Source organism: Mucilaginibacter galii (assembly GCF_014635825.1).
In the GTDB taxonomy this organism is placed as follows: domain Bacteria; phylum Bacteroidota; class Bacteroidia; order Sphingobacteriales; family Sphingobacteriaceae; genus Mucilaginibacter; species Mucilaginibacter galii.
The window spans coordinates 61,293-81,864 of record NZ_BMDO01000009.1; the positions used below are offsets into that span (position 1 = coordinate 61,293).

Genomic DNA, 20,572 nt, shown 5'->3' on the forward strand with positions numbered 1-20,572 from the left:
AAGTCTTCGACAGGCTCAGACTGACAAAAGTTGGTTAAACGCCTACCCTTACCACCGTCTGCCCAAATCTCAATACATCGGGGTTTAAGTCGAGTTGCTGCATTACTTCTTCGTCTATATCAATTACTACGCCTTTTTCAAAAGCTCCCTTGCCGCTAAATTCTACTTCAATACCATTTTCCTGAAAGGCTTCGCGGATAAAGTCTCTTGTTGTAATTTCCAAATCACCTGTGTTAACATCCAGGTCGGGTACGAGCAATTGCTTCGACTGGCCTTTTACAATTTGAGCGATGGCACTTTTGATATCATTTGCAGACATAGGCACAATGATAACATTTCTTCATAATACCTCAAACTCAATTCTATTTACCTACCCTATTCAAGGAATGATCATAAACAACAAAGCCTTTCACTCTTTTGAGCGAAGGGCTTTGTTTCTTTCTCTAGCTACTCGTAAAAAAGTAATCTCCTTTAGTCTAACAGTGAACTTTTCTTTCTGCTCAAGATCTTCATCAGGTACTGGCCGTAACCACTTTTTACCAGTGGCGCTGCTATTTCTTCCAACTTGGCAGCATCTATGAAGCACATGCGGTAAGCAATTTCTTCTATACAAGCTATTTTAATGCCCTGACGCTCTTCAATTACCTGCACAAACTGTCCGGCCTGCATTAGAGAGGTAAACGTCCCTGTGTCGAGCCAGGCCGTACCACGGCTTAGTATAGCCACTTTCAATTTACCACGTTTAAGGTATTCAATATTTACATCGGTTATTTCATACTCTCCGCGCGGCGAAGGCTTGATGTTCTTAGCGATCTCTACCACATCGTTATCGTAAAAATACAATCCCGGTACGGCATAATCAGATTTTGGTTCCGTGGGCTTTTCTTCAAGAGAAATAGCATTTTGATTTTGATCAAACTCAACCACGCCATAACGTTCAGGGTCGGCTACCTGGTAGGCAAACACCATACCGCCTTCAGGCTCGCTGCTTTGTTGCAACAGGCGCGAAAGGCCATCGCCATAAAATATATTATCCCCTAAAATGAGGGCAACTTTATCGGTTCCAATAAAATCGGCACCAATTACAAAGGCCTGCGCCAGCCCGTTGGGTTCTTCCTGTATAGCGTACTCAAAACGGCAACCAATGCGCGAACCATCGCCCAGCAGTTTTTTAAACTGAGGCATATCGTGCGGGGTAGAAATGATCAAAATTTCTTTGATACCGGCCAGCAATAAAACCGACAGCGGGTAATAGATCATTGGCTTATCATAAACAGGCATTAATTGCTTGCTTACTGCTAATGTTAATGGATGCAGCCTGGTTCCTGAACCACCGGCGAGTATTATTCCTTTCACAGTATTATGGTTTAAATTTTTTGTTCTTATGTCAGCCTGAGCTTGTCGAAGGCTTAACCAAACGGCGAATGCTTCGACAAGTTCAGCATGACACGTGTTAGGTTAAGCAATGAGAAGGTTTCCTCGCTATGGCACTATATTTTATACCCTCCTAATATAGAAAACCTTTTTTAAATACCTGCCAATTTATCTTCCAGTTCCTGGTACCACTCTGCACCATACTTGCGGGTAAGGGGTTCTTTTAAAAACTCATGTACATGCACCTTAAGCTCGGAGCCAAAGCTGCAGGCAGGGCTGCATATATTCCAGCGGTCGTAATGCAGCACGTCAAACTCGGGGTAGTTAGTGATACGGATAGGATATAAGTGGCACGAAATGGGCTTGCGCCAGTTAACGGCACCCTGCTCCCAGGCTTTTTCAATAGCGCATTTAGTAATGCCGTTTTCCCAGGTTACATAGGCGCATTCTTTGTTGGTATCTACGCACGGCGTGGTGTAATCGTCTTCAAAATCGGTTACGTGTGTACCCTCGCGCTCAATGGTGGCAATACCTTTGGCGGTCATGTATGGTTTTACTTTGGGATAAATCTCCTTCAGTATGTCCAACTCATCAGCAGCTAAAGGCGCTCCCGAATCGCCTTCGAGGCAGCAGGCACCTTTACACTTGTTAAGGTTACATACAAAGTTTTCGTTAACAACATCTTCGTGTACCAGTACACTTCCAACTTCTATCATTTAATAAATTATTTCTTTATAGGGTTTAAAGGATATTTTAATCCTTTAGCACTTGTCAAATCCATTTTTACACTGCCCACTATCAGTTCAACGTTGGCTTTCACAGGTATGCGGTTCTCGTCGTCAGTTACCCAAAGGTAAAGCTTACTGTTCTTTTTAAAAATGCGGCCGGGTATAATAGTAGGGTTAAACTTAAGGCAATTAAATGTACCTAAAGAGCATTCGGCCTTTTCTTTACCCATGTAGGTAATGCCCAATGATTGTATAGCGTCATCCAAAAAATAGCGCAGTTCAAACTTATCGCCTATCTTCAATTTAGATACATCCAGGCAACGGGCAAAGTAATAGGCCGAAGGAAAATCGAACACTTTACCGGTAAACGGGTATTCGCCGCTGTTGGCTTTTATTTTATGGGTTTGGTGATTAAACTCCACCCTGTCGGTATGCTTGTATTTACCTTCGTGCCGGTCTTCTGTGTAAAGGTAAGGCAGCAGGGTGCTGCGGTCAATATAAGTTTCGTACCGGTTACGCACTTTATAAAAAACATCAAAAGTACCGGCGGTTTTTCCATCGGCAATGATGTGCCATGCCGGGCGGCCTTCAAATTTAGTGTCGGTATCGGCTACACGCAAATGTGCCTCGGCACCGGTAAACCAGCCATATTTAAGGCGGTAACTAAGCTCTTCTCCCGCTTTAAAGGTTGGTTCGGCAATTTTGATAGGTTCTTGAGCTTGGGCAGAAGCATAAAATAAGCTTAAACTCACTGAAAATAAAAGAGCACGACATCTTGTAAGCATAAAAAACATGGTATGATAACCTACAAATGACTGCACATCATAGTATAGGTTTAACATACGTAACGAGATTGCCACGCTATCGCTCGCAATGACATGTTTTTTAGCTGGCATGGGCTGTTAATCTTTTCTCTTATAAATAGGCACAGTTGAGCAAGGCTCGCCAAACATTAAACTTTTAGCAACAGGTGTTAAGCGCTTGGTAAGTTCTACGTAGGCCGATGTGGGTACCGCAACATCGCCGCAACCTTTGAGTACAATACGCTGGTCGCGGTATTGTTCAAAGTCGGCTTTGGCTATAGATTTTTCGAACAAAACGGTTTCCAATACTTCTTCGTTACCAAACACCACTTCTTTGGCGTAAGGTGCCAGTCGGTTGGCCAGCAGCATATAGGCCCAGGCCGGTACAATGGCATCGGCAGTGCAGGTCACCGCTACGTTCTTGCCTTCGTACTGCGCCCAGTCATGGGTTTTCACAAACTCGCGAAAATCCTTTTCGCGCAACATGAGGCCCATAAACAGGTTATCCTTAATATCGTAAACCACCCGCTCGCCCTGCGGATAAAAGCTGGCCGGGTCTAAGGTTATTAAACCGCTTTGTGCTACTTTATTTACAAACGTTTCCTGAATATCCATGGCTCTTAAAATAAAAAATCCGGAATAACATAACGTTATTTCCGGATGTAAAATTACTTTAAATTTTCTTATAAGAATTTGGCGCGGTAATCTTTTACATTAGCCTTATCTTTCAATGCATCAAACAAACGGTTATCTGCTTGTTGCAATAAGGTCTGGCTAATTTGCTGTTTCTCACGCACTGTATTGGTTAATGCAGGCGGGTTAATAAAGCTATCTAACGATACTACGTAAACACCGTTAGCACCATCAACAGGCTTAGAAATCTTTTTAGGCTGCATACCAAACACGGTACCAATTACCTTGTACTCTATTGATAAACCAGGAATAACCGGGTTGGCAAATACAATGTTTTCTACCGGTACTGCTTGTGCACCTGCTTTTTGTGCTACCTGCTGTATGCTCGATGCACCGTTAACAGCACCTTCCAGTTTGCTGTGCAGTTGTTTAGCTTTTACCTGAGTTAATACCTGGGGCTTAATTTGCTCTTTAACATCTTCTAAAGCTAATTCACCTTCGGGCTTAATCTTGGTAAGGTGAGCAATTACATATTGGTCGCCCAAGGCATATACCTGGTCAACCAGGTCGCCTTTTTCGGCTTTAGTGAAAGCCCATTTAACCAGCTCACGTGCGTTATCTAACCCTGGCAGTGCCGAGGCTACACCATTAACATCGTTAGCTTGTTTTACAGGTAAGCCTGCTTTTTTAGCTTCCTGTGCAAAATTATCTTTGTTTACGTTACCCAAAAATGCTTGTGCTTTGGCATAAGCAGCAGATGAGGTTTTGCCGCTGGCCGTTAAAGGCTTATCAACAATGGCCACTTTAGCTACTTTAGATGAACCTTTTTGGCTGATGACGTTGATTAAGTGAACACCAAATTGTGAGGTAACGATCTTCATATCGCCGGGCTTACCGTTAAAGGCAACCTCCTCAAATGCTGGCACCATGGCACCACGGGCAAACGTACCCAAATCGCCACCTTTTTCGCCTGATTGCTTGTCTTCTGAAAAGTTTTTAGCGAACTCGGCAAACGGACGACCGCCTTCGATCAGTTTCTTAATGGAATCAGCTTTAGCCATCGCTTTATCAACACCGCCTGCTGTGGCAGGATTAATTAAAATATGACGGGCATGAACCGAATCAGGACCTACGCGGCTATCAACCAGCTTGGCTACTTTATAGCTTCCGTTGCTTACATAAGGACCGTATACAAAACCAGGAGCGGCGGTAAACATTACCGAATCTAACTGAGGCTCTAACTGGCCTTTACGCTGATAAACCAAAGGAGCTTTAGTTTCAGAGTTGATCTGTACAAACAAAGAATCGTTAGTGCTGCTTCTTAAAGCAGGAATCAATTTCACCATTTGCTCCTTGATCATCGCGGTATCTTCTTTAGACGGCGACGCGTTAAAGCTTACGTACTCAAAGTTGCGCAGTTCCTGTTGGTTTTTGAACATTGCTTTGTGCTCATTGTAATAAGTTTGATAATCATCATCGGTTAAAGTAACCTTATTATCGGGGATAGAGCTGTATGGCAATTGCACGTAAGTAAATTTAGCCAGTTTGCCTTTTGCTTCGTAGCTGTCTTTAGCTTCCAAAGAGTTTACGTATAAACCATTGTGCACTAAAGCAAAGTATTTTTCGCGGCGGCGCTGCTCAATTTTAGGCTCCATAAAGGCAGTCCATTGAATTAAGCGATCGTCGGTTGGTTTAGCGTTTTGCAATTCGCGCAAAAAGCCGTTCAACCTTACCATATCCAGCTTACCTGTTTTAGGATCGCCAAAGTATTGTACAATTTGAGGATCAGGATTTGGTCCGCTGATCATCGATTGAATTTCGTCGGCACCAACGGCAACAGCTACCTTATCCATCTCCTTGTTCAGGATAACGGTACTGATAGACTGGTTCCAGGCATTTTCCTGTACATATTCTGTTATTTGCGGGGTTAAAGAAGTTTGACCCGATTGCTGCATGAAGTTTTCGGTGCCTTGTTTCACCGTTTTCATGTAATCATCGTAAGCGATCTTTTCGCCTGCTACCTCACCCAGCGTATTGCGATCGCCACCCATGAACGATTTACCGTACGTTATTACTTCGCCTGCAATAAAAGCAAAAAGCGCCAAACCAATAATGGCCACCAGGATGGTGCCCATGCGTTCGCGCAAAAAACTCATTATACCCATAAAAACCTATAAATAATTTTAACTTCTTTTAAAAGAGGGCGCAAGATACACTTTTTCGTAAAATTCTGTGAAACAAAATTTATTGTCCAAGGTTTTGATTAACTGGAATTTGCCCGGTGGTATTTCCCATGGTCCAGTGCGACATGGCCTGGTCGCTTTTGAAGTTGGTGCCGCTTAAAAAAGTACCGTCGGCAAAGGTTACCTGCACAGGTTTATCAGAGTGATATTCCTTCTTCACCATATCCATGATCAACTCGTCAGACTTAAAGGTTTCGCCCTTGGCATTAACGGCCACTACATTTTTGCGCAGTTCTATAATATTTTCGTTGGAGCGTTGAATGCCATAATCGGCAGTAAGCACGCTCGATTCTTTCATAAGCGAATCGTACTCCACCACTTTCAAGCCTTTGGGCATCTCTTTAAAGTTTTTGTCGAGATATTCTATCATTAGCGGTGAGGTTAGATGCACCTTCACTAAAGCATCCTCGCTCATTACCACGTCGAGCCCGGTAGTGCGGTTAATAGGCTTGCTTACCTCTTGCGACGATATTTTTTGAATGGCTTTCAGGTCGTTTTCGCAGGCACTCAGCATGGCCACGCCGGCTAAAACAACCAGCAACTGCCATTGAATGCGCAAGGCATTAAATACAGGTTTAATCAAACTTATATTTTTGGAACCAGGTATCATTCAGCGTAAAGCCTATATGAAATGAAATAATGTTTTCTTTGATCAGGCTATTGCTCAGCGTACCGCGCACACCATACTCGGCAGCAAGGTTTATTTTATAGAAAGCACTTCCGTTACGAGGTAATGGCAAACCCAAACCTGCGCTAACGCTGTATTGCTTAATATCGGTATTGTTAAGCCTGATGTTGGTTTTATCGTAACGTACACCCAAGCGGTAATCTATTAACGCAAGGTAGCTGTGTATAGCGTTGTTGTTTGGCGTAAACTGACCACCCAGGCTATAGCTTTCACTATTTTGCAGATTTTGGTTAACTCCGCCAATGGTCAGATCGGCCCAGTTGCTGCGGCTGTAATCAGCACCGATGAGGTATTTACCATCTTTTTGTAAAGAGATACCTACCCTGTTCATCATCGGAAGCTTGATCTTTCCATTGCTGATCACCTGGTTAGACAAGGTATCTAATGCGGCATTATCACTACCATCAGTGGATGAGGTGGTGTACTGGCTTATTACGTTGCTTATTTTAGAGTTCAAGCTGTTGCCTGCAGAACCTGAGTATCCGAACACCAGGTGTTTAGATTCGGCAAGGTCAAAGCTAAGCTGCGCGCCGTAATCAAAATTGATACCGCCTACGCCGTTACTTTGCTCGTTGCGTGAGTTTAAGAAACCACCTTGTAATGCAGCGACCTCGGTAGAACGGAATTTACGCAGGTTACCAAAGATGTAAGATACGTTACCGCCTATTGATAAGTGCTTGCCAATACCGAAACCATAACCGGCGTAAGCTTTAGAAAGACCACCGTCGCCGCTGTAGATGTAACTCACCGCGTTGGTATCTGCCGGGCTGCCCGAACCAAAGTTGGCTGCGGTTTGGCGATAGTTATATCCCAGTTCTGTGTAAGGCACCAAACCAAAACTTATGGCCGAATGTTTGGTTACCGGCGCTGCAAAGTTAAAGTGACTGAGCCTGAAATTGCCGTTAGGTTCGCCCTTTGTGTTGCCTTGTTTTAAGGTGGATACGTTACCATAAACGCCTATATCAATAGTGGTTAAGCTTATAGTACTGTAAGAAGCCGGGTTAAGCAGATTAATAGTGTTGTAACCGCTTATTTTGTTAATGGCTGTTGATATGCCACCCATGGCACGGGTTTGCGGCAGCAAGCTGGTGTTTAAAGTACCAAGACCATACTGTGAATACGGAGAGCTGGTGGTTGCCGTAGACTGCGCCATGGCACCCAAAGCAAATACGGAAAGTAAAAAAGTAAGTCCTGATCTTATATGTTTAATCATTATGCTCTTGTATAGCTGCGTTTAATCCTATCAGAACCAGGTGGGGTTCCGTTTTTATATAGCCGGCAAAGATGCTATTTTTCAGCACAGTATCCAAAAAAACACTATCGCCGCCGGTAAGTATGATATTAGGGTAAATACCCTCTTGTATATAATTTTGTATAAAGCCCTGCACCTCGTATAAAACCCCGTTTTGCACGCCCGACCGTATGGCCGTAGCGGTATCATAGCCGTAGAAGTTATTGAAGCCCGCATCGGCCGTTACCAATGGCAGCGCGGATGTATAATATTGCAAAGCTTTATAACGCATATTTAACCCGGGCGATATACTGCCGCCGTAATAATTTGCACCGGCATCTACACCATCATAGGTAATACAGGTACCGGCATCAACAACCAAATTATTGCTTTGCGGGTATAGGTGCCGGGCACCTAAAATGCCTGCCAGCCTGTCGAGCCCCAGCGTTTGCGGGGTGCGGTAGTGGTTTTGCAGGCTACCGGCCATAGTACGCTCAAACCGGGTTAAGGTTATTTGCTCTGCCAAAGGGCCAAGCCAGCCCTCCGACTGCCTGTTTACGCTGGAGAATACACCATCGGTAATTTGATATTTGGTGATCAACTGTTGCGGTAAGCTTTCATCCAAAGTGTCAAGCTGTCCTGCTTCAATCAAATTAGGGCCATCAAATACCGCTATTTTGACCGATGTATTACCAATATCAATAACCAGCCTGGCCATCTCAGGCTTTAGCCATATTCAGTATCGATTCAAAGATGGCCAGTCCGTCTTCATTTGCCAGCAAAGTATCTGCGGCACGCTCAGGGTGTGGCATCATGGCAAATACATTGCGCTTAATGTTACATACACCGGCAATGTTCTCTAACGATCCGTTAGGGTTAGCTTCGTCGGTAATGTTACCGGCCTCGTCGCTATAACGGAACAAAATCTGGTCGTTATCTTTTAATGATTGCAGGGTATCGGCATCGGCAAAGTAGTTACCCTCACCATGGGCTATAGGGATCTTTAATACCTTTTGCTCGTCAATTTGCGAAGTAAGCAGTGAGTTTTGCGTTTGTGGTACCAGGTAGGTGTTACGGCAAATAAACTTACGCTGTTTGTTGTGCAATAAGGCTCCCGGAACCAAACCGGCTTCGGCCAGTATCTGGAAACCGTTACAGATACCCATCACGTATCCGCCTTTGGCTGCAAACTGAATAACCTCCTGCATAATAGGCGAGAAACGGGCAATAGCACCCGAGCGCAAATAATCACCAAAAGAGAAACCACCCGGAAGAATTACCATATCAACACCTTTTAAATCATGGTCTTTATGCCAGAGGCGAACCACCTCCTGACCCATAATTTTTTCAAGAACGTAGATGATATCTTCGTCGCAATTAGAACCGGGGAATATAACTACACCAAATTTCATGATACAAAGCTAATATAACAGGTTGAACCTGAACGAATGTAAAAGTTAAAAATTGTTAAACTGGAAGTAAATTATGCTGGCTATGAGCAAAAAAAACAGTGTTTCGTACATCCAGCGCTTGGCCGCGTACAAAAAGTAGTAAGCAAAAAATATAGCAACAGGCACTGCGCACAATAGAAAATGACTCAACCCAAATTGCGGCCGCACGTAAAAAGACGCAGCAGCAATTAACACGATAAAAAATAACAACTGAAATGCCTTACGAATAAGCACGTAACTTTTAAAGAAGTTTTCCTGGAGTTTAAAGGTACCCAGCAGCAGAATGATGAACACAGGAATTAGCAGCAAGAAATCGTATTTATCCAATACCTGTGGCATGGCAAAATTAGAGCCTAAGGGCAGCCATATCTGGTGCAGGTAAGGAAGCCTGTCGTTCAGATAATAAATTACGCCGATAAAAAAGAATACGGTAATATAACCAATTAAGCTGGCCGCCCACTCGCGCCAGTCGAAAGGGCGTAGAATAATAAACGCTACCCAAACCGCCAAAATTAAATAGGTGCATGGCAGGTAAATGAGCGAACCGGTGGCTACCAGCATACCGGCATCAAATGCTAAAGATTTAGAATCTTCGGTTTTATAGAGTTCAAAGAGTTTAAACAGCAGCCAGATAATAATGAAGTTACACAGCAAAGGTGCACTCAATACCAAAAATTGGGTAAACAAGCCCGAAAGCACCACATACATTAAAGCGGGCAAAAAGCTGGGCCGCCCTAATAAATTATAATGATTGATGAGGTAATTGATCAACACTGCTTGCAACAGCACTACTACCCCTGCCAAAAATACGCTCATCTCGGGCGAAAGGGCGCCTACATTGAGTGCAGGGAACAACAGGCTCACGAAAGGCTCGGTTAATTGCAGCGGAATAGCCGAAGGTGCAAATAGTACATAGCCTGCCCGTAATATAAATAACAGGACAGCCAGCCATATAATATTCAGCGGATTAAACCTCCGGAAAATGTCGATCATGCTTGCCTTGGTTTCAGGGGGCAATATTACAGAAAATGTTTAAGGTTAAACAGCCTGCGGACGGGTATATTGCTTTACCAACTTTTCTACGATCTGCGCGGTTTCGTCCGGGAAATCTACCTTTACCCGGTGATTGCTTTCTATCCAGTTGTTGATGTGGAGTATAGCATGTGCATTAATGGCATTGATTACCGGCACTCCCAATTTTGATGCTGCAAGGGCGTTACATTGCTGCTCGTACTGACCCGTCATGGGTACCATCATTACCTTTTTTTGCAGATACATGGCCTCGGCGGGGCCTTCAAAACCTCCGCCGGTGAGCAGGCCCTCGCAAGATGCCATGCTTTCGTTAAAACGCAGGTTATCTATGGGATAAATATGTATGTTACCGGTTTGATAAGGTGTTTTTTGCCTTTTAGAAAATATATGCCAGGGCACATTAGTAGTCTGACTTAAATACTTAACCAGGGTTTTATCATCATAGGCAGGTAAATACACGGTATAGTGGCCGGCATTGGTAGGCTGCAAACTACGTATTTCGCTGCGGATAACGGGGGTATGTATAAAATCGTCATACCTGTCAAAGTGGAAACCCACATGATGGGTGGTAGGCGAATAATATTTAAACAACCACTCGGCGTAATTCCACCGCTTAGGCCGCGGCGTATTGGGCGACACAAAGGAACATTGGTGACTCAAGGATACCGATGGTATTTTTTGCACCCTGCAGGCCCAGGCACTTACGGGCTCAAAATCATTAATGATGAGGTCGTATTGGCTCAGGGGCAAATTGTGCACATCGCGCCAGAGCTGCCATAAGTTCATGCGCTTGTAAGTAGCCCATTTATCTACTCCTCCCCTTTTACCAAACACAAAGCTAAAGCCATGAAACTGGTGCTTCAGGGGTTGTGAAAGTGCTACTTCGGCCTCGGTACCGCTCACCAGCAAATCAAGCTCGCCGTATTGCTGCAAAAGCGGTACAATTTCGCGGGCGCGGCTTATATGGCCATTACCCGTTCCCTGTATGCCAAATAGTATTTTCATTTGATTTGAGCAGAAGTTGCCTTGCAAATATAAACGGGTTTTGCATTAATGCACTTAGCCGCCCATAAATAATTAGTTGTGCTCGAAAATGAGCGTTAAACAAAAAGGGATAAGCCGTGAGCTTTATCCCTTCAAATATTCAATTACAAGCAGCGCTTACGCTTTCTTTTGGAGCGTTGTACCTTTTTTATTTTCGGCATACACTGCACCACCCAGTACTAACACCAGTAATATTGAACTGGCTAAGGATATACCTTCGCCGGTGTAGTACGAAGTTGGATGGAAAACAAATTCGATTTTATGGTTACCTACCGGTATTTCCGCAGCACGCAATACATAGTCGGCACGGAAATATGGTTTTTCCACACCGTCGATCAGCATCTTCCAGCCTTTATCATAGTAAATCTCCGAAAACACAGCCGTTTGGTTAGATTGCGAACCACTTTCATAAACTAAATGATCAGGATTGTAGCTTACCAGCTTAATGGTAGCAGCCTGGTCAATAGAACGGGGTTTGTTATCGATCAGGTTTTTGTAACTCTCATCAACAATGGCTTCGTTCTTTGGATCGAAACTGCTGATCGCCAGCATTTCCTCATCGGCGTTCTTCGCATACTTTATACTCTTTACAAACCAGGCATGGCCGCAGGCTGTAACATTGGCCGACATTTTTGCGCTTTGATTTTTTTCGTCGGTAGTGATAATATACTTGGTGTTCAGCATATCAAGCACATCCTGGTTCATGCTCTTGGTAAACTGGTTCTCGATCAATTCCTGATAGCGCTTCAACTTTGCCGCATGGTAACCACCAATGCTTTTGTGGAAGTATGAAGTATAGGCGTTGGTGAACGGATTACCGGTCATATCCAATACGCGGAAATCAGGGTCGGTATCGCGTTTGATAAAGGTATCAACCTCGCGCTCCCTGAACTGGCCTTTCAGATCTTCTTTGGCCACAAAGTTTTCATCTTTAAGGTAACGTTTATCAACACCCCACATATCTACCAGGGTTATAAGCAAGAACGCTAAAGAGGCTACGGTAACGTTGATCTTTTGCTTGATAAGCGCCCAAAGCAAGCCGAAGGCAAGGGCAATAAATATGAACGAACGGATAGCATCGGCACGTGCAATAGAAACACGGTCTTGCACCAGGGCGTTGGCAATGGCGTTGGCAAAAGAGTTATCGCCGCCGGTCATTTGCGTTAACTGACCTACAAATTCCTGGTGATTATCGGCTTTAAAGCTCAACAAGGCATCAGGCAATACAATCATCAGCAGGGTTAAACCGCCGGTGATGTAGAAAGCAATTTTAACGCGGCTTAGTACAAACGCTTTATCGGTGGCGGTGATGATTTCCTGGATAGCCATAAAACCCAGTACCGGGAAACATAAGGCGGCAACCACCAATATAGATTCTACCGTACGGAACTTGTTGTACAGCGGGAAGTAATGAAAGAACAGATCTGACAAAAAAGGCAGATTGCGGCCAAACGATAAGAAGATACTCAGTAACGTAGCACCCAGTAACCACCATTTTAAGCGGCTTTTTACAATGAGTAAGCCTAAGACAAACAGGAAGCAAATAGCAGCACCAAAATACCACGGCCCACCAATGATAGGCTTATCGCCCCAATACAAAGGGAACTGCTGCGCTACGCCGGCTGCCTGGGTTGGGTCTACCTTTTCACTTAATAGTTTTACCACTTTAGAATCAGCGTCTTTTGGACCGCTGCTGTTACCACCGTAAATGTTGGGCACCAAAAAGGTTAAGCACTCGGCTACACCCTGGCTATACTGGTAAGCGTATTCTTTATCCAAACCATTTGAGGGCTGCGTGGTGTGCTGAGTTAAGTTTGATTTACCACGGATAGACTCGTTACCATACTCATAACTTGTCCATAGCATGGCTGCATTAACAGCAACCGCCAGCAATGTTGAAAGCGCCAGGTAACCTACCGGTTTTAAAAACGCGGATAAATTTTTAGCTTTAATGGCATGGTATAACTCAATACCCACCAAAATAAAGATGGCCAGCATGAGGTAATAAGTCATTTGGATGTGATTGCACCTGATCTCCATAGCGAGGAACAGCGCCGTTAAGGCCGACCCCAGCAGGTATTTTCCCCTGAGCGTTAGCAGGATGCTGGCCACAATAGGTGCAAAAAACGCGATAGCCAACGCCTGGTTGGCGTGCCCTGCATCAATAATAATAAAGTTATAGGATGAAAATGAGTAGGCAATAGCGCCAGCTGCGGCCAGCCAGGGGTTTAATTTTAATACGCAAAACAGGAAGTAAGCACCCATCAGGTACAATAGTACCGTATCTACCGGGTTAGGAAAAACAGCTTTTAAAGCCGAAATAACGTAAGTAGTGATATTGTTAGGGTAAGGCACCCAAATTTGATAAGCGGGCATACCGCCAAACATGCTATTGGTCCATAAAGGGGCTTTACCGGTTTGCTCCTTTACGTCCATAATTTCTTTCTGCATACCCTGGGCCTGCAGCACATCGCTTTGGAAGAGCGCTTTACCTTGAAATACAGGGGAGAAATAAACGAAACAAATCGCTAAAAAAAATCCGAAGATGGCAAAGTGAATGCCATTGCGCTTAAACCAGTTACTCATTTATCTGTAGGGAAAAAATTATTCCCCAAAAATATAAAAATGAGCGATAATAGAAACGATTAGTTTACACGGGTTTACCCAAGTTGCAATGCAAGCCCACAACGCCCAGCAAATAATAGAGTAGGGCTAAGCCCAACATGCTTAATCCGTAGATGATCTGCGTTCTTTTTTCGCTAAACTCATCGATGTTGCGCTTAATGGTGAAATAATTATAAACGGCCAAACCTGCCAGTACTATCCATAAAAACCAATGCACACGCTGGCAATTTACTGAGGCCTGCACAGCTATGGCAAAAACGATATAGTTGGCGGTAATTAACGATACCAGCGATTGCTGGCTGTAATTACGATCTCTGAATAAATTTTCGGGCGGTTTCATAGCACTTATTTTACTTCCTCGTAGTCAACAAAATCACCTTCATTATCTGGGATGGTATTTTTGGGGCCGGGGGGTACAAAATCAACTTTTACCTTACCCTCGGCTTGCCTTGGTGGTTGCTGCTGGTATGGTTGGTTGTGCTGCTGCGTAGCTTTGTTTACCATGCTCTGAAAAAGCATAGGCAAAAATATACGCGCCAAAGTGCGTATAAGCCATAGTACACAAACGGTGATGATCAGAAAACGTATTAATAACATTTGATGAAAATTTGACTACAAATATAAGTTTATAACGGATAAAATGTTTGGTTATGATAATTGCCCTTGTTAGCAGGGTGTAAAATCACTTAATAGCCTTGCTGATGGCCTTTGCCCAATATGTGCCCAAAGCCATATCTCCAGGCTTATTAGGGTGCAGATAAAAAACACCGTCTAAGCCTTTCTCGGGCTTGAGGTCCGTCTTATAATGTTCTTCAAAATACTGATATGCTTTTCGGTCGCCTTTGAAAACATGACGCGGGTGGCTCCTTTTAAATGCTTTCACCACGGCATCGATTTCGGGCCAGTAAGATTTTAGCCTCAACTGCCCTTCTTCCATATAAGCAGCACCGCTGTTGTGCGTGTTGTTGCTATACCAAATGGGGTAATTGAGCACAATTTTGCTGGAGGGGTAGGCGGCGAGCAAGCTATCAGCAATGGTGGTTAAGTTGGCGCGGTAATTTGCCGCACTAACCGGCGAACCTGTGGGGCCTTTAATCGCGCTATCATTAGTACCCAGCATTATTGAGAAAACCAGCTGAGCTGTACTATCACTATAAAATTCATTGGCAGCGGCTTTTACTTTAGGGTAAGCCTTATGGGTAGCCGGTAAAAAATCGACCGTGGTAAAGCCGCTTACACCCTGGTTAGCAACCTGAATTTTTTTAAACAGCTGCTTCTCATTCAAGTAATTGCCCGCGTAAATAACCGGCGACTGGTCTTTAGCCATAGTGCCATGAGTAATGCTGTCGCCAATAAACACAATGTTGATATTCTCCTGCTTATCAAAACCAAAAGAGCTTAAAAGCAGTAAGAGCACTATTGCAGGGTAAGCCAATAATTTATTCATAGCACCTGCAATATTAAAACTTTTCGGTCATCATTTTTTCGAGGGCAAACATTTCGTCACGCAACTTGGCGGCTGCGAGGAAGTCCATGTCTTTTGCTGCAGCCATCATTTCTTTCTTGGTATTTTCAATAGATTTCTTTAGTTCCGGCTTGGTCATGTATTGCACAATAGGGTCGGCAGCCAGGGTAATTTCTGCATCTTCTACGTAAGCCTTTTGTGTCCCCCCTTTGAAGTCCATAACAGAGGTTTGCTCTAAAATAGCCTCACGCGATTTGCCTACCGTTTTTGGCGTAATACCATGCTCCAGATTATAAGCGATCTGTTTTTCACGGCGACGGTCGGTTTCTTCCATGGTTACGCGCATACTTTCGGTAATGGTATCGGCATACATAATTACCCGGCCCCTGTCGTTACGGGCGGCGCGGCCAATGGTTTGTATCAGCGAGCGTTCCGAACGCAGGAAACCTTCTTTGTCAGCATCTAAAATAGCTACCAGCGATACCTCCGGTAAATCCAAACCTTCGCGCAATAAGTTGATTCCTATCAATACATCAAACTCACCTAAACGCAGGCCACGTAAAATCTCAACCCGTTCTAAAGTTTTTACTTCCGAGTGAATGTAGCGGCATTTGATGCCCAGGCGGTCCATGTATTTGGCCAACTCCTCGCTCATGCGCTTGGTGAGCGTGGTTACCAAAATGCGGTCGCCCATTTTAATGGTCTTGTCTACCTCATCCAGCAAATCATCCACCTGGTTAATAATAGGGCGAATTTCAATCAGCGGGTCTAACAATCCCGTAGGGCGTATTACCTGCTCTACCACTACCCCACCCGATTTTTCCAATTCAAAATCGCCGGGGGTGGCGCTCACATAAATGGTTTGCGGGGCCAGCCGTTCAAATTCTTCAAAGTTTAACGGACGGTTATCCATCGCCGCAGGCAAGCGGAAACCATATTCTACCAGCGAGATCTTGCGCGATCTATCACCGCCATACATAGCCCGCACTTGTGGCACGGTCACGTGACTTTCGTCGATCACCATGAGGTAATCATCCTGAAAATAATCCAGCAAACAAAAGGGGCGCATACCCGGCTTACGGCCGTCAAAAAAGCGAGAATAGTTTTCGATACCCGAGCAGTAACCCAGTTCGCGCATCATTTCCAAATCGTAGTTCACTCGTTCTTCGAGGCGCTTGGCTTCCAGGAAACGTTTTTCGTCGATAAACTGCTGCTTGCGCATTTCCAGTTCTTCCTGAATGGCCCAAATGCTGTTGGTAAACCTGTCGCGCGGTGCCACATACAGCGTAGCCGGAAACAACACCATGCTTGGCATTTTCTCCACCGTTTTACCGGTTTGCGGGTCAAAACTGCTTAGTTCCTCAATATCATCGCCATAAAAAGAGATACGGTAAGCATAATCGAGATACGCCGGATAAATATCCACCGTATCGCCTTTCACACGGAAAGTACCACGTTTAAAATCGGCCGTAGTGCGGGCATACAAAATTTCGACCAGTCGGTGCAAAAAGGCATTACGACTAATGCGGGTACCAACGGCAAACTTGAAAATGGAGTTGGTAAAATCTTCAGGGTTACCCATACCATAAATGCAGGAAATAGACGACACCACAATTACATCTCTGCGGCCCGACATTAATGCCGAGGTAGTACGCAAACGCAGCTTCTCTATCTCCTCGTTGATCTGCAGATCTTTTTCTATATAAGTATTTGAGGAGGGAATAAACGCCTCCGGCTGGTAATAATCGTAGTATGACACAAAGTAGTTCACCGCATTTTCGGGGAAGAACTGCTTGAACTCGCCATAAAGCTGCGCCGCCAAGGTTTTGTTATGGCTTAATATTAAAGTAGGGCGCTGCGTTTGTTCAATAACATTGGCAATGGTAAAAGTTTTACCCGAGCCGGTTACACCCAGCAGCGTTTGGTATTGCTCACTTTCTAAGCCGGTAACTAACTGTTTAATGGCTTCAGGCTGATCGCCGGATGGTATATAATTAGAATTGATCTTAAAATCCATGTAGTATAAAGATACGAAAAAACAGCAACCCCTTTAATGAAAAATACTAAATTTGATAGCATTGCCATAAATATGATAAAAACGTTTTTAATATAATTATAGTTTGCCATTCTTAAAATGAATACATAACTATGATTAAAACGTAGTCGATTATTCTATATTTACAAAGACAATAAGCCAATTGAATGCATAGTTTCAACACACAAACTTACCATGTAAAGCTAAAAGATAATTCGACTTATAAACCATGGTCAACTGACAATGCAGAGCAATATGATACCGTTTACTTCTTTGATACGGAGTACCGCCCCACCTCAATGATTGCTATCGAAGTTTACGAGTATGATACATTATTGAAGAAGGTGTTGGTTGGTGCAACAGGAGGCGGTACGCGTGTTAGTGAAACTTCTTTTGTTTATGATGAAGACAGATTAGTGATGTGCTGTTGCGACACATTATTTTGCTTATCTATTCCGGAGTTAACATTGCATTGGAACACTCAAGCCGACATGGCGACTTGTTTTCAAATATTTAAGTATAAAAGCGATTATATAATACATGGTGAAATGGAAGTATCGCGAGTAAGTCCTAATGGCCAAATTGTATGGAGTCAGGGAGGCGCGGATATATTTTTAACATTAGATAGCAAACAGGATTTCAGAATTACCGATGAAGGTATATTTGTAACTGATTTTGAATACAGAAAATACCATTGGGACTTTGACGGAAATTATTTATCGAACTAACTCACTATCCATATGCTTTTCATCTTAAACGAAACCAACACCGTATGCAACCAGTACCTGGCTGAGCTGCGCGATGCTCAATTACAGCTCGACCGTATGCGTTTCAGGCGTAATTTGGAACGCATTGGCGAAGTGCTGGCCTATGAAATAAGCAAAGGCCTAAATTACGAAGCGGTAGAGGTGCAAACACCTTTAGGCGTAGCACAGGTAAATATAATGGCTGAACAGCCGGTATTATGCACCATACTGCGGGCCGGACTTCCGTTTCACCAGGGATTCATGAACGTGTTTGACCAAGCGCCATCGGCTTTTGTAACGGCTTACCGTAAGGTAAAAAAGAACGGCACTTTCATAATTCAGTTAGAACACATTTCCACACCCGACCTGGACGGCAAAACGCTCATCATATGCGACCCTATGCTGGCCACCGGGCAAAGCCTGGTGCAAGTATGTAAAGAACTAATGGGCCAGTACCAGCTGAAAGCCTTGCACATAGCCGCCGTAATTGCCAGCACCGAGGGTGTAGAGCATGTACGCGCCAACCTGCCGATGGCCAGTTTATGGATTGGCGCCGTTGATGAAGAAATGACCACCAAATCTTACATTGTACCCGGCTTGGGCGATGCAGGCGATTTAGCGTTTGGAGAGAAGGTATAGTCCTCGATTGTTAAACCGGGAAGGGTGATTAAACTTGCGCTTCTCCCTTTTGCTTTACCAATAACTTATCTACCGTAAGTGTACCCCCTTTCAGCTCTTTAATAACTATACGTTTGATACCCACCCGGCCTATGGCTACTACGCCTATAGCGATAGCGCCAACTGCTATGGCACCCAATGCAAAAGCACCCAGCACCGAGGCACCAACTGCCGATGCACCTATGACCCTTGCACCAATAGCTTCGGCACCAATGGCTTTAGCTCCTGTAAGTTTGGTTATTGCGTTTTGAAATAGTTTCATAATGATGGATGATATGTATCATGTGAAACGTTTAAGCGGAATAAGGGTTTACTAAAATTGGGTTCGCTATTTTGCCGATGAATAATTATTTCTGAGTGTGAGCCGAAATAACAATTTTTGTATCATTAACTCCGAAAGCGAACACCATACCTCCTGAAATGAAAAAACATATCTTCTTCGACCTCGACCATACCATTTGGGATTTTGACCGCAATGCCGAAGAAGCTTTACACGAGTTGTTCGTATTGCACAACTTAGAAACTTTAGGACTATCATCGGCTGCAGAATTTATTGCTACTTACACCCGTAACAACCATGCCCTATGGGCCGATTATCACCTGGGTAAAATTGACAAGGAAACGCTACGCCAAACCCGCTTCAGCAAAACCTTTACCGATTTAGGCCTGCCGCCCGACGCTATGCCGGTAGCCTTTGAAGATGCCTATGTAAAGCTGTGTCCTACTAAAACCAATCTTTTCCCGCATGCGCACGAAACACTGACCTACCTGCAAAATAAATATACGCTGCACCTGATCTCGAACGGGTTCCGCGAATCGCAGGATGTGAAGCTTGCCGGTTCGGGACTGCTCAAATACTTTCAGCATATCATCATTTCGGAAGAAGTAGGGGTTAACAAACCACGTCAAGGTATATTTGACCACGCCCTCAAACTGGCCGGGGCCACCAAAGAAGAAAGCATCATGATAGGCGACAGCCTGGAAGCCGATATTTATGGCGCATTAAATTTTGGTATGGATGCTATCTATTTCAACCCACTTCATGCACCCAAACCGAATGATGTGCCGGTGCAAGTACATAGTTTGGACGAATTAACACGCTTGTTATGAATATAGCCGAAGAACACCAAAAGATCAATTCCGCGCTCGATGAGTATCGCCAATGGTTGGATGAGATACCCGACGAGCAGTTTACCGAAACACCGCCGATAGGTGGCTGGAGTTATGCCGAGGTGTATTCGCATATTATGCAGGCTAACCTGGGTTCGTCTATAGCGGCCGAAAAGTGCTGCCGAAAAACAGGGGTTATTACTAGTAAGGGGCTAAACCTGAAAGGAATGATCGTGTTTTTACTGGGGCAGTTTCCACCCGGTAAACGGAAAGCACCTGCAGCTCTGGACGCTATTACCAAGAAAATATCTAAAGAGGATGCGCGTAATCTTATTATAAAACTACGCAAACGGGTAGACGAAATTGCACACCTGGCAGGGCATGCACCCGAAGATAGCAAAGTAGCACATCCCGGCCTGGGCATGCTTACGGCTGCGCAATGGATCAAATTTATCCGTATGCATACCCGCCATCATTTAAAGCAGTTAAGCAACATTCAAAAAAGTTTTCCACATAAGTAACTATCGTACATTTAACAGAGTCTTAACAGTGAAGTAATTTAAATACCTGACTTTTATCCTGTTATTATGAATATCGAGTTTCCATACCTGATAGTTACTGGTTTACTTTTGTTACTCGCCGCCTTTTACCTAAGCCCTTACGAGCTGAGTGTAAAGGAAGATGAT

The 20,572-nt window shown here is 44.1% G+C and carries 22 protein-coding genes; 4 read left to right on the forward strand and 18 right to left on the reverse strand.

What is annotated here, in order from left to right; all coding sequences use genetic code 11:
- Positions 1 to 34: 34 nt before the first annotated feature.
- From IEV61_RS15385 to uvrB, 17 genes are all read right to left on the reverse strand, one after another.
- Positions 35 to 319 (reverse strand): hypothetical protein, encoded by a 285-nt coding sequence (locus IEV61_RS15385; protein WP_188417930.1) that lies wholly within the window; start codon positions 317 to 319, stop codon positions 35 to 37.
- A gap of 152 nt (positions 320 to 471) precedes the next feature.
- Positions 472 to 1,356 carry a glucose-1-phosphate thymidylyltransferase RfbA gene (rfbA, locus tag IEV61_RS15390; protein ID WP_188417931.1) on the reverse strand — a complete coding sequence of 295 codons (885 nt, stop codon included), beginning with the start codon at positions 1,354 to 1,356 and terminating at the stop codon, positions 472 to 474.
- Positions 1,357 to 1,526: 170 nt separating this feature from the next.
- Positions 1,527 to 2,090 carry a DUF3109 family protein gene (locus IEV61_RS15395; protein ID WP_188417932.1) on the reverse strand — a complete coding sequence of 188 codons (564 nt, stop codon included), beginning with the start codon at positions 2,088 to 2,090 and terminating at the stop codon, positions 1,527 to 1,529.
- 8 nt (positions 2,091 to 2,098) lie between these two features.
- Positions 2,099 to 2,854 carry a DUF3108 domain-containing protein gene (locus IEV61_RS15400; RefSeq protein ID WP_229747166.1) on the reverse strand — a complete coding sequence of 252 codons (756 nt, stop codon included), beginning with the start codon at positions 2,852 to 2,854 and terminating at the stop codon, positions 2,099 to 2,101.
- Positions 2,855 to 3,004: 150 nt separating this feature from the next.
- Positions 3,005 to 3,520 carry a DUF2480 family protein gene (locus IEV61_RS15405; RefSeq protein WP_188417933.1) on the reverse strand — a complete coding sequence of 172 codons (516 nt, stop codon included), beginning with the start codon at positions 3,518 to 3,520 and terminating at the stop codon, positions 3,005 to 3,007.
- Between the two features lie 68 nt (positions 3,521 to 3,588).
- Positions 3,589 to 5,694, reverse strand: a complete 2,106-nt coding sequence (locus IEV61_RS15410; protein WP_229747167.1) for a SurA N-terminal domain-containing protein — start codon at positions 5,692 to 5,694, stop codon at positions 3,589 to 3,591.
- A gap of 88 nt (positions 5,695 to 5,782) precedes the next feature.
- A complete protein-coding gene (lptC, locus tag IEV61_RS15415) occupies positions 5,783 to 6,364 on the reverse strand; it encodes an LPS export ABC transporter periplasmic protein LptC (protein WP_188417935.1) in 582 nt (193 codons plus the stop codon).
- Positions 6,357 to 7,682: a BamG family beta-barrel-assembly machinery protein gene (bamG, locus tag IEV61_RS15420; RefSeq protein WP_188417936.1), complete on the reverse strand. Its 1,326-nt coding sequence runs from the start codon at positions 7,680 to 7,682 to the stop codon at positions 6,357 to 6,359. The genes lptC and bamG overlap by 8 nt, the downstream gene beginning before the upstream one ends.
- Positions 7,675 to 8,418: a type III pantothenate kinase gene (locus IEV61_RS15425; RefSeq protein ID WP_188417937.1), complete on the reverse strand. Its 744-nt coding sequence runs from the start codon at positions 8,416 to 8,418 to the stop codon at positions 7,675 to 7,677. The genes bamG and IEV61_RS15425 overlap by 8 nt, the downstream gene beginning before the upstream one ends.
- A gap of 1 nt (position 8,419) precedes the next feature.
- The gene (gene purQ / locus IEV61_RS15430) at positions 8,420 to 9,112 is read right to left on the reverse strand and encodes a phosphoribosylformylglycinamidine synthase subunit PurQ (protein WP_188417938.1); all 693 of its coding nucleotides are present in this window, start codon (positions 9,110 to 9,112) and stop codon (positions 8,420 to 8,422) included.
- Positions 9,113 to 9,157: 45 nt separating this feature from the next.
- Positions 9,158 to 10,144 (reverse strand): DUF6427 family protein, encoded by a 987-nt coding sequence (locus IEV61_RS15435; protein WP_188417939.1) that lies wholly within the window; start codon positions 10,142 to 10,144, stop codon positions 9,158 to 9,160.
- A gap of 45 nt (positions 10,145 to 10,189) precedes the next feature.
- The gene (locus IEV61_RS15440; protein WP_188417940.1) at positions 10,190 to 11,188 is read right to left on the reverse strand and encodes a glycosyltransferase family protein; all 999 of its coding nucleotides are present in this window, start codon (positions 11,186 to 11,188) and stop codon (positions 10,190 to 10,192) included.
- Between the two features lie 156 nt (positions 11,189 to 11,344).
- Positions 11,345 to 13,813, reverse strand: coding sequence for a YfhO family protein (locus tag IEV61_RS15445; protein WP_188417941.1), 2,469 nt, complete (start codon positions 13,811 to 13,813; stop codon positions 11,345 to 11,347).
- 64 nt (positions 13,814 to 13,877) lie between these two features.
- Positions 13,878 to 14,192: a hypothetical protein gene (locus IEV61_RS15450; protein ID WP_188417942.1), complete on the reverse strand. Its 315-nt coding sequence runs from the start codon at positions 14,190 to 14,192 to the stop codon at positions 13,878 to 13,880.
- Positions 14,193 to 14,197: 5 nt separating this feature from the next.
- Positions 14,198 to 14,449, reverse strand: a complete 252-nt coding sequence (locus tag IEV61_RS15455; protein ID WP_188417943.1) for a DUF4834 family protein — start codon at positions 14,447 to 14,449, stop codon at positions 14,198 to 14,200.
- A gap of 85 nt (positions 14,450 to 14,534) precedes the next feature.
- Positions 14,535 to 15,299, reverse strand: coding sequence for a GDSL-type esterase/lipase family protein (locus tag IEV61_RS15460; RefSeq protein ID WP_188417944.1), 765 nt, complete (start codon positions 15,297 to 15,299; stop codon positions 14,535 to 14,537).
- Between the two features lie 13 nt (positions 15,300 to 15,312).
- The gene (uvrB, locus tag IEV61_RS15465) at positions 15,313 to 17,334 is read right to left on the reverse strand and encodes an excinuclease ABC subunit UvrB (RefSeq protein ID WP_188417945.1); all 2,022 of its coding nucleotides are present in this window, start codon (positions 17,332 to 17,334) and stop codon (positions 15,313 to 15,315) included.
- A 185-nt stretch (positions 17,335 to 17,519) separates the two neighbouring features.
- On the opposite strand from uvrB, the gene IEV61_RS15470 reads away from it, so the two are divergent.
- Both IEV61_RS15470 and upp read left to right on the forward strand, forming a co-directional pair.
- The gene (locus IEV61_RS15470) at positions 17,520 to 18,080 is read left to right on the forward strand and encodes a hypothetical protein (protein WP_188417946.1); all 561 of its coding nucleotides are present in this window, start codon (positions 17,520 to 17,522) and stop codon (positions 18,078 to 18,080) included.
- A gap of 12 nt (positions 18,081 to 18,092) precedes the next feature.
- Positions 18,093 to 18,737, forward strand: a complete 645-nt coding sequence (gene upp, locus IEV61_RS15475) for a uracil phosphoribosyltransferase (protein WP_188417947.1) — start codon at positions 18,093 to 18,095, stop codon at positions 18,735 to 18,737.
- 28 nt (positions 18,738 to 18,765) lie between these two features.
- On the opposite strand, the gene IEV61_RS15480 is transcribed toward upp, so the two are convergent.
- Positions 18,766 to 19,038 (reverse strand): hypothetical protein, encoded by a 273-nt coding sequence (locus IEV61_RS15480; protein WP_188417948.1) that lies wholly within the window; start codon positions 19,036 to 19,038, stop codon positions 18,766 to 18,768.
- Positions 19,039 to 19,196: 158 nt separating this feature from the next.
- Here IEV61_RS15480 and IEV61_RS15485 point away from each other — a divergent pair, with 158 nt between their 5' ends.
- Together IEV61_RS15485 and IEV61_RS15490 are read left to right on the forward strand one after the other, a co-directional pair.
- On the forward strand, positions 19,197 to 19,886 hold the full coding sequence (locus IEV61_RS15485; RefSeq protein ID WP_188417949.1) for a YjjG family noncanonical pyrimidine nucleotidase: 690 nt from the start codon (positions 19,197 to 19,199) through the stop codon (positions 19,884 to 19,886).
- A complete protein-coding gene (locus IEV61_RS15490) occupies positions 19,883 to 20,407 on the forward strand; it encodes a DinB family protein (protein ID WP_188417950.1) in 525 nt (174 codons plus the stop codon). Before IEV61_RS15485 ends, IEV61_RS15490 begins: the two co-directional genes overlap by 4 nt.
- Positions 20,408 to 20,572: the final 165 nt, after the last annotated feature.

Bases quoted from the DNA above. Each gene is read 5' to 3' on its own strand.
- IEV61_RS15385 (WP_188417930.1), bottom strand. From the start codon at position 319: ATGTCTGCAAATGATATCAAAAGTGCCATCGCTCAAATTGTAAAAGGC.
- IEV61_RS15470 (WP_188417946.1), top strand. From the start codon at position 17,520: ATGCATAGTTTCAACACACAAACTTACCATGTAAAGCTAAAAGATAAT.
- IEV61_RS15395 (WP_188417932.1), bottom strand. From the start codon at position 2,090: ATGATAGAAGTTGGAAGTGTACTGGTACACGAAGATGTTGTTAACGAA.
- uvrB (WP_188417945.1), bottom strand. From the start codon at position 17,334: ATGGATTTTAAGATCAATTCTAATTATATACCATCCGGCGATCAGCCT.
- IEV61_RS15435 (WP_188417939.1), bottom strand. From the start codon at position 10,144: ATGATCGACATTTTCCGGAGGTTTAATCCGCTGAATATTATATGGCTG.
- IEV61_RS15440 (WP_188417940.1), bottom strand. From the start codon at position 11,188: ATGAAAATACTATTTGGCATACAGGGAACGGGTAATGGCCATATAAGC.
- IEV61_RS15410 (WP_229747167.1), bottom strand. From the start codon at position 5,694: ATGAGTTTTTTGCGCGAACGCATGGGCACCATCCTGGTGGCCATTATT.
- bamG (WP_188417936.1), bottom strand. From the start codon at position 7,682: ATGATTAAACATATAAGATCAGGACTTACTTTTTTACTTTCCGTATTT.
- upp (WP_188417947.1), top strand. From the start codon at position 18,093: ATGCTTTTCATCTTAAACGAAACCAACACCGTATGCAACCAGTACCTG.
- IEV61_RS15450 (WP_188417942.1), bottom strand. From the start codon at position 14,192: ATGAAACCGCCCGAAAATTTATTCAGAGATCGTAATTACAGCCAGCAA.
- IEV61_RS15425 (WP_188417937.1), bottom strand. From the start codon at position 8,418: ATGGCCAGGCTGGTTATTGATATTGGTAATACATCGGTCAAAATAGCG.
- IEV61_RS15455 (WP_188417943.1), bottom strand. From the start codon at position 14,449: ATGTTATTAATACGTTTTCTGATCATCACCGTTTGTGTACTATGGCTT.
- IEV61_RS15490 (WP_188417950.1), top strand. From the start codon at position 19,883: ATGAATATAGCCGAAGAACACCAAAAGATCAATTCCGCGCTCGATGAG.
- IEV61_RS15485 (WP_188417949.1), top strand. From the start codon at position 19,197: ATGAAAAAACATATCTTCTTCGACCTCGACCATACCATTTGGGATTTT.
- IEV61_RS15405 (WP_188417933.1), bottom strand. From the start codon at position 3,520: ATGGATATTCAGGAAACGTTTGTAAATAAAGTAGCACAAAGCGGTTTA.
- purQ (WP_188417938.1), bottom strand. From the start codon at position 9,112: ATGAAATTTGGTGTAGTTATATTCCCCGGTTCTAATTGCGACGAAGAT.
- IEV61_RS15480 (WP_188417948.1), bottom strand. From the start codon at position 19,038: ATGAAACTATTTCAAAACGCAATAACCAAACTTACAGGAGCTAAAGCC.
- IEV61_RS15445 (WP_188417941.1), bottom strand. From the start codon at position 13,813: ATGAGTAACTGGTTTAAGCGCAATGGCATTCACTTTGCCATCTTCGGA.
- IEV61_RS15460 (WP_188417944.1), bottom strand. From the start codon at position 15,299: ATGAATAAATTATTGGCTTACCCTGCAATAGTGCTCTTACTGCTTTTA.